Here is a 6,575-nt window from a genome sequence, read left to right as displayed (position 1 = left end):
GCAGGAAAGTATAAAAAGTACAAATAAACTAACTAAGTTAGCGCCATTACTCTCAAGAGGGGATTTGAAAAGTAAGCGGTCCAGGAATATGTCATGGGTAGGAACGAAGCAATCGCATGCTATACAGCGCGGATCTGCACAGTTCGCGATTGCTTCGTGCCTCGCAATGACATAGCTTTATATTGTCATTCCACTTTCAGAGGCCGCGGATTTTACAACTACCCATGACAAGTCAATCATGTCATTGCACGAAGCAATCACATGCTATACAGGGCGAATCTGCTCAGTTCGCGATTGCTTCGTGCCTCGCAATGACATAGCTTTATATTGTCATTTCCCCCTTCAGAGGCCGCGGATTTAAAACTCGGCATTGTTTTACATTACTTCATCATTAATGCTCCCTTGAAAACAAACCCTGAAATTGCCTAATCGATTGCGCATTACCACTACGAAAAACCATCGGATGCTTTTCCGTTAAAGATTGCACGTAATTGTTTAACAAACTCCCGGCCCGCTCAATATCATTATCTACTCCCCGCGTGTTAATCTTTTCATCCCCCACAGCCCTAAAGCTAAAAGTTCGCCAGGTAGTTACCCTGATCTTTAGCATCCAGGCATAATAAAAATCATATTCCTTACCCGGTTCTCTCCATGTAAACCTGTCCATATCTATATACCCGCCAAGTTCTGTTTTGTAGAGCAGCAGTTGCTGATCAGTGATAATTTGCAGGGCCAATGAAGCCGCGTCACCACCGCAATCGTTATACTGTTCATCGTACCCCGCTTTTAGGCGATTGAAGTCTGTAATGTACTCTGTATACAGCTTGTTATATAACTCGCGAGAGGCAACAAGTGCACGGCGGTTATGGGCGGAACCATCCTGGATATGCTGGCTAAAGCTCATGCGTGCACGTTCTTCTATTTCGCTTTTGGTTCGGCCGCATTCGCTGCAAAACAGGCCTTCGCGATACTCCTGTACATTAAACTCATATTTCTTCCGTCGCGCTTCCATGCCCGATCTTATCTTTTCAAGCTTAATGCGGCAACCGTCATCCGGATTATCTGCAAGCACAGTTACCGTTTGTGCCGACAACCGGAAGCACGCGAACATAAAAATAACGATACCAGCAATAATCTTCATGTTTCAAAACCCGTCGAAGAATGGTTTATTTTGATATGCCTTGTATAAAGCTACTACCAAACTAAGCAGAATGTTTGATTGAAACAAGAGGCATAACAAACTCAAAATCAAACTGATTGGTTAGCCAGCCAATTGGCGTGGAAATTAATGGTGTATAAGAATAGCTGTCGGATTATGCTACATCAACTACCAACTTGCCTTCGGTCTTTCCCCTCTCCATAATATCATGTGCCTGTTGGGCTGTATCCAATGTAAAACGCCTTGGATCAATTAGAGGCATCAACTTGCCGGCCCCGGCAAGTTTGGTAGCTTCCTGCATGATCTCGCCATGATGCTTGCGGCCGCGGCCGGTTATCATAGGCATTAGTGTAAACACGCCTGAATAAGTGGCGCCCCTAAAAGATAGCGGTGCCAGTTTATGCTCGCCCCAGCCCAGGCTGCTTACTACATGCCCGGTATAGAATTTAGCAGCAGCGAATGATGCATCTAAAGTAGCGCCGCCAACAGTATCATAAACAATATCAAATCCTTCGCCATCGGTATACTGGTTTACATATTCGGCAACAGTAGAGGTATGGTAATCAATAAATTTTACACCCAAACTTTCGATATACGCCTTGTCTTTAGGGCTGCCGGTTGCATAAACATGGGCCCCAAATGAGGTGGCTATCTGCACAGCAACATGCCCTACCCCGCCTGCACCACCATGTATCAATACGGTTTTACCTTCAGCTACTTTGGCCCTATCAACCAAACCTTCCCAGGCCGTAATAAATACCAGTGGTAAAACAGCAGACTGGCGCATGCTTAAATTCGCAGGCTTTTTAGCTAACAGATCGGCATCAAACACGCCGTATTGTGCAAGTGTACCCTGCAAACCGCCAATGCCACCTGCCAGGCCATAAACTTCATCACCTGGTTTAAAATCGGCAACGCCCGGCCCTACGGCTTCAACAATACCTGCTAAATCCATCCCTAAAACTGCCGGCAGCGGTTGCCTGGCATGCGCGGCACCGCCGGTGCGGATCTTGTTATCGAGCGGATTTACCCCGCTGGCTATAATTTTAACCAAAACCTGGCCGGCTCCGGCTACCGGGCGTTCCATTTCAATAGTTTTAAAAGTTGTATTAGCGGCCTCTATAATCAGCGCCTGCATGGTGGTATGTTGAGCAGTTTCCATTGTTATATTTTTTGATGATTGTTGTTTTAATTACAGTGTAAATTTATACAAGACAACCACTCCTACCCTTGCACAATATTTCGCAATAATTGTACATTTATACCATGGTAAAGGATAACCTGTATGGGCCGTTTGAAATAGTGCTGAGGGAGTATTTAGATGTATGCCCCAGGAACGAGCATTCGCATAGTTTTTTTGAGTTTATTTATATTGTGGATGGCAGCGGGAAGCAGTGCATTAACAATAGTAAGTTTACCTATAAACCTGGTCATTTGTTTTTGCTTACGCCAAATGACTCGCATTACTTTGAAATTGAAACAGCTACCCAATTTTTATTTATCCGTTTTAATTTAAGCTACATCAGGCAGCATAACGCTCCTGGCGATATGCTGCAAAACCTGGAGTTTATTTTAAGTAATGCCAACCAGGCTCCCGGCTGTGTGATCAAAAATTATGACGACCGCCCCATAATGAAAGCGATCATGAGCGCTGTTATTATCGAACATGCAAATCATGGCCTGTATCATAAAGAGTTATTACAACAGTATATCAATACCCTTATCCTTATTGTTACCCGCAACATTGCCCTTGCCATGCCTCAACAGGTTGACGAAACCACCGAAGAAAAAACGTTTGATATTTTACAATACATCCAGGCCAATATCTACTTTCCCGAAAAGCTAAAGGCTGGGGTGATTGGCGATAAAATGGGGATTTCTGAAACTTACCTGGGCCGCTACTTTAAAAAGCACACCAACGAAACCATGCAGCAATACATTATCAATTATAAGATAAAGCTGGTTGAAAACCGCCTGCTGCACAGCAATATGCGCATGGCCGAAATTGCCAACGAACTGGGTTTTAGTGACGAAAGCCACCTTAACCGCATTTTTAAAAAATATAAGAATTTAAACCCCAGCGAGTTTAGAAAGACGGAACGGGCGCAATTGAAAGCGGTATGATTTTTTTCTTGTAGAGACGCAACATTTTGCGTCTCCAGCTATACAGAGCGAATTTTCATAACCGATTACAAGGTCGATTTGCACGCGGGAGACGCAAAATATTGCGTCTCTACAAAAAGGGCTTCATCTAATCGGATGCATCCTTTACAAAAACAAGCCACCATTTTTCTTTTTTTTGGGCAAAATAATAGTAAACGCCAACGCCGGTATCTTCAATATTAAATTGTACGATAACCTCATGGCTTGTATTCTTTATCTTTTTGATGATGTGATTGTGCACGGCCATTAAATTGAAGCTATGCCATTTGGTATTGGAAATATACCTTGTTGAATCGCATTCGCCCTCGCTGTCAAAACGAAAACCCGCATTAGTGATGGAAGTGGATACCGGCCCGAGCCTAAGGCCGTGTGCGCGTATGAACGTACAGCACGGCCCGCCCCTATCGGCGGGAATGCCCGGAAAAGGATTAAGGACTTATGGATTAAGGAGCAAGGGACTTTAAATTTTGACTTTAAATTCACCGTTAAGGAATGATAAAATCAATGTTATGACATCGTTAATTACCATATCACTATCCAAAACACGATAAAAATGAAAAATCAATCAAAAAAATCGTAAAAAATTAAAAATATTTTGCTTTTTTATCAAAAACACTTCATAAATTACCATTTCTAAAAATAACTGATTAGTAATCTTCAAAATTTTATAATTCTCACATGCAGGAATCAGCTTATTTTGATAAATATAACCCCATAGGTGGCGTTTGGGACGAAATGTATGGCCTGGATAGCAATGTTCGGGAACATTACCGGAAGGTTATCGAATATATTTCAAAGGAGTCGGCCGACGATTTGAACAAAAAAGAGGAGCTGGCCAAACGCCTGTTCATGAGCCAGGGTATTACCTTTACCGTTTATAACAGCGGCGAGGGGATAGAAAAGATCTTCCCGTTTGACATTATCCCCCGTATTATTACGGCCAGTGAATGGACTTTTGTAGAAAAAGGTATTAAGCAGCGCCTTACCGCCCTTAACCTGTTTTTGAAGGACATTTACCATAACCAGTTTATTGTAAAGGACGGCATTGTACCTATCGATATCATTTACTCGTGCCCGCATTTTTTGCGCGAGATGTATGAGTTAAAGGTACCTTACGATATTTACGTGCACATCTCGGGTATCGATTTGATCCGTGATGAAGATGGTACTTTTTATGTACTGGAAGATAACCTGCGCACGCCATCGGGCGTGAGCTATATGTTGGAGAACCGCGAGATCACCAAACGTTTATTTCCCGATTTATTACCCCAATGCGGCGTCAGGAGCGTTACCGAGTATCCAACCATCTTATATAAAAACCTGATGGCGTTATCGCCAAGGCAAATCTCCAATCCTACGGTGGTGTTGTTAAGTCCGGGTATTTACAACTCGGCTTATTTTGAGCATACTACGCTGGCCCGATTAATGGGTGTTGAACTGGTGGAGGGGCGCGACCTGGTGGTAAACAACCATAAGGTTTTCATGAAAACCACCACTGGCTTACAACAGGTAGATGTGATCTATCGCCGGGTTGATGATGAATACCTGGATCCGCTGGTGTTTAACCCCGAAAGTATGTTGGGTGTAGCCGGTATTATGGGCGCTTACCGCAAAGGTAATGTAGCCATTGTAAACGCGGTGGGCACCGGCGTTGCCGATGATAAAGCGGTTTATGTTTATGTGCCGGATATGATCAGGTACTACCTTAACGAAGAGCCTATACTTAAAAACGTACCTACCCACCAGTTGGGCAATGCCGATGAGCGCGAGCATGTGTTTAAAAATCTCAACAAAATGGTGGTTAAAAAAACCAACGGCAGCGGTGGTTACGGCATGCTGATGGGCCACGCGGCAAGCGAACAGGAAATTGAAGATTATAAGAAAGAGATCCTGAAAGATCCACGTAACTTTATAGCACAGCCTACTATCAGTCTTTCGGCGGCACCTTGTTACATGCAGGGGGCATTAAAACCGCGCAGGATAGATTTAAGGCCCTACGCGCTTTACGGTCCGGATGGTATTGAGATAGTGCCAGGTGGTTTAACCCGTGTGGCCCTTAAAGAAGGCTCGCTGGTGGTAAACAGCTCGCAGGGTGGTGGTAGTAAGGATACATGGGTGTTGGCGTAGAAGCCCCCCGGCCCCCTAAAGGGGGAGAAATTGCAGATAGTATAATAATTCGATATAATTTAAACATCCCCCTTTTTTATTCCCCCTTCAGGGGGTTAGGGGGCTTAAGGATCTCATATGTTAAGCAGGGTTGCAGCAAGTTTTTATTGGTTAAGCCGTTACATTGAGCGCAGCGATGGTATGCTGCGGATGCTCAAAATTAATTATGCCTCATCGCAAGATACCGTGCAGGAATTTACCTGGGAGCCTGTGATCAGAATTTTTGCCGGTATTAATGGTGCCGAAATTGAAAAACTGGAGAATGACAGCCGGGCAGTGTTAAAATATATGGTTACGGGTAAAAACAATCCGAACTCCATATTAAACATTATTACGCTGGCCAGGGAGAATGCCCGTGGCGTACAGGAGCACATCCCCAAGGATCTTTGGCAGTGCCTTAACGAGTATTACCATACCGTTAAAGATTCGCGCCTGGAGCGCTCCTTACAACGCGAGGACCCTATTGGCGTATTGGATGTGCTGATAAAACAGGTAATGCTTTACTATGGCACAGCCGAGATCACGATGGAACGCGGCGAAGGCCGCAGCTTTATGAATATTGGGAAGTACCTGGAGCGGGCCATACAATCGGTTGACATCTTGGATACCAAATTCAGCTCGATAAGTGATAACCCCGATCTGTTAACGGATACCACCTACTGGAAACACCTATTGCTTTCTTTGGGGGGATATGAGCTATATCTTAAAACATACCGCGAAGGCTTTGAGGCCGAGAATGTATTGGAGCAGGTAGCATTGAATAACGATTTCCCGCGCTCGGTTATTTATTCGGTAAATAATATACACCGGTATTTCGATAGATTGAAGAACGATAGTAACGTAGATACCTTCCGCGAGATGTCATTCCAGATTGGCAGGTTACAAAGCCGAATCAAATATAGTTCTGTGAAAAGCATCCGTGCCGATGGACTACATTTATTTTTAACCCAAACCAGGAACGAACTACATGGAATAGGTAACTCATTGAATGAATATTACTTTGCAAACTCATAATTTTAATTTGAAAATTCGGTGATTTGAAAATTTGAAAATGAGTCCTTTGAAAGATACACAATAACAATCGCGA

General features: G+C 43.7%; 6 protein-coding genes. 3 read left to right on the top strand and 3 right to left on the bottom strand.

Translation table 11 applies throughout. The features are described 5' to 3' along the window. Positions 1 to 391: 391 nt before the first annotated feature. Positions 392 to 1,141: a hypothetical protein gene (locus FHS10_RS28000; RefSeq protein ID WP_259097415.1), complete on the bottom strand. Its 750-nt coding sequence runs from the start codon at positions 1,139 to 1,141 to the stop codon at positions 392 to 394. A 172-nt stretch (positions 1,142 to 1,313) separates the two neighbouring features. After that, positions 1,314 to 2,321, bottom strand: a complete 1,008-nt coding sequence (locus FHS10_RS27995) for a zinc-dependent alcohol dehydrogenase family protein (protein ID WP_259097413.1) — start codon at positions 2,319 to 2,321, stop codon at positions 1,314 to 1,316. A gap of 104 nt (positions 2,322 to 2,425) precedes the next feature. Here FHS10_RS27995 and FHS10_RS27990 point away from each other — a divergent pair, with 104 nt between their 5' ends. Continuing rightward, positions 2,426 to 3,283 (top strand): AraC family transcriptional regulator, encoded by an 858-nt coding sequence (locus FHS10_RS27990; RefSeq protein ID WP_259097412.1) that lies wholly within the window; start codon positions 2,426 to 2,428, stop codon positions 3,281 to 3,283. A 127-nt stretch (positions 3,284 to 3,410) separates the two neighbouring features. Here FHS10_RS27990 and FHS10_RS27985 read toward each other — a convergent pair whose 3' ends face one another. Beyond that, a complete protein-coding gene (locus FHS10_RS27985) occupies positions 3,411 to 3,569 on the bottom strand; it encodes a hypothetical protein (protein ID WP_259097410.1) in 159 nt (52 codons plus the stop codon). Positions 3,570 to 4,000: 431 nt separating this feature from the next. Here FHS10_RS27985 and FHS10_RS27980 point away from each other — a divergent pair, with 431 nt between their 5' ends. Both FHS10_RS27980 and FHS10_RS27975 read left to right on the top strand, forming a co-directional pair. After that, complete coding sequence (locus FHS10_RS27980; RefSeq protein WP_259097409.1) at positions 4,001 to 5,449, top strand: circularly permuted type 2 ATP-grasp protein; 1,449 nt, start codon at positions 4,001 to 4,003, stop codon at positions 5,447 to 5,449. Between the two features lie 117 nt (positions 5,450 to 5,566). Then, complete coding sequence (locus tag FHS10_RS27975) at positions 5,567 to 6,502, top strand: alpha-E domain-containing protein (RefSeq protein ID WP_259097407.1); 936 nt, start codon at positions 5,567 to 5,569, stop codon at positions 6,500 to 6,502. Positions 6,503 to 6,575: the final 73 nt, after the last annotated feature.

The sequence above is a fragment of the Mucilaginibacter dorajii genome (genome assembly GCF_024808255.1).
Taxonomy (GTDB): Bacteria; Bacteroidota; Bacteroidia; order Sphingobacteriales; family Sphingobacteriaceae; genus Mucilaginibacter; species Mucilaginibacter dorajii.
This window is presented reverse-complemented; position numbering and strand designations above follow the sequence as displayed.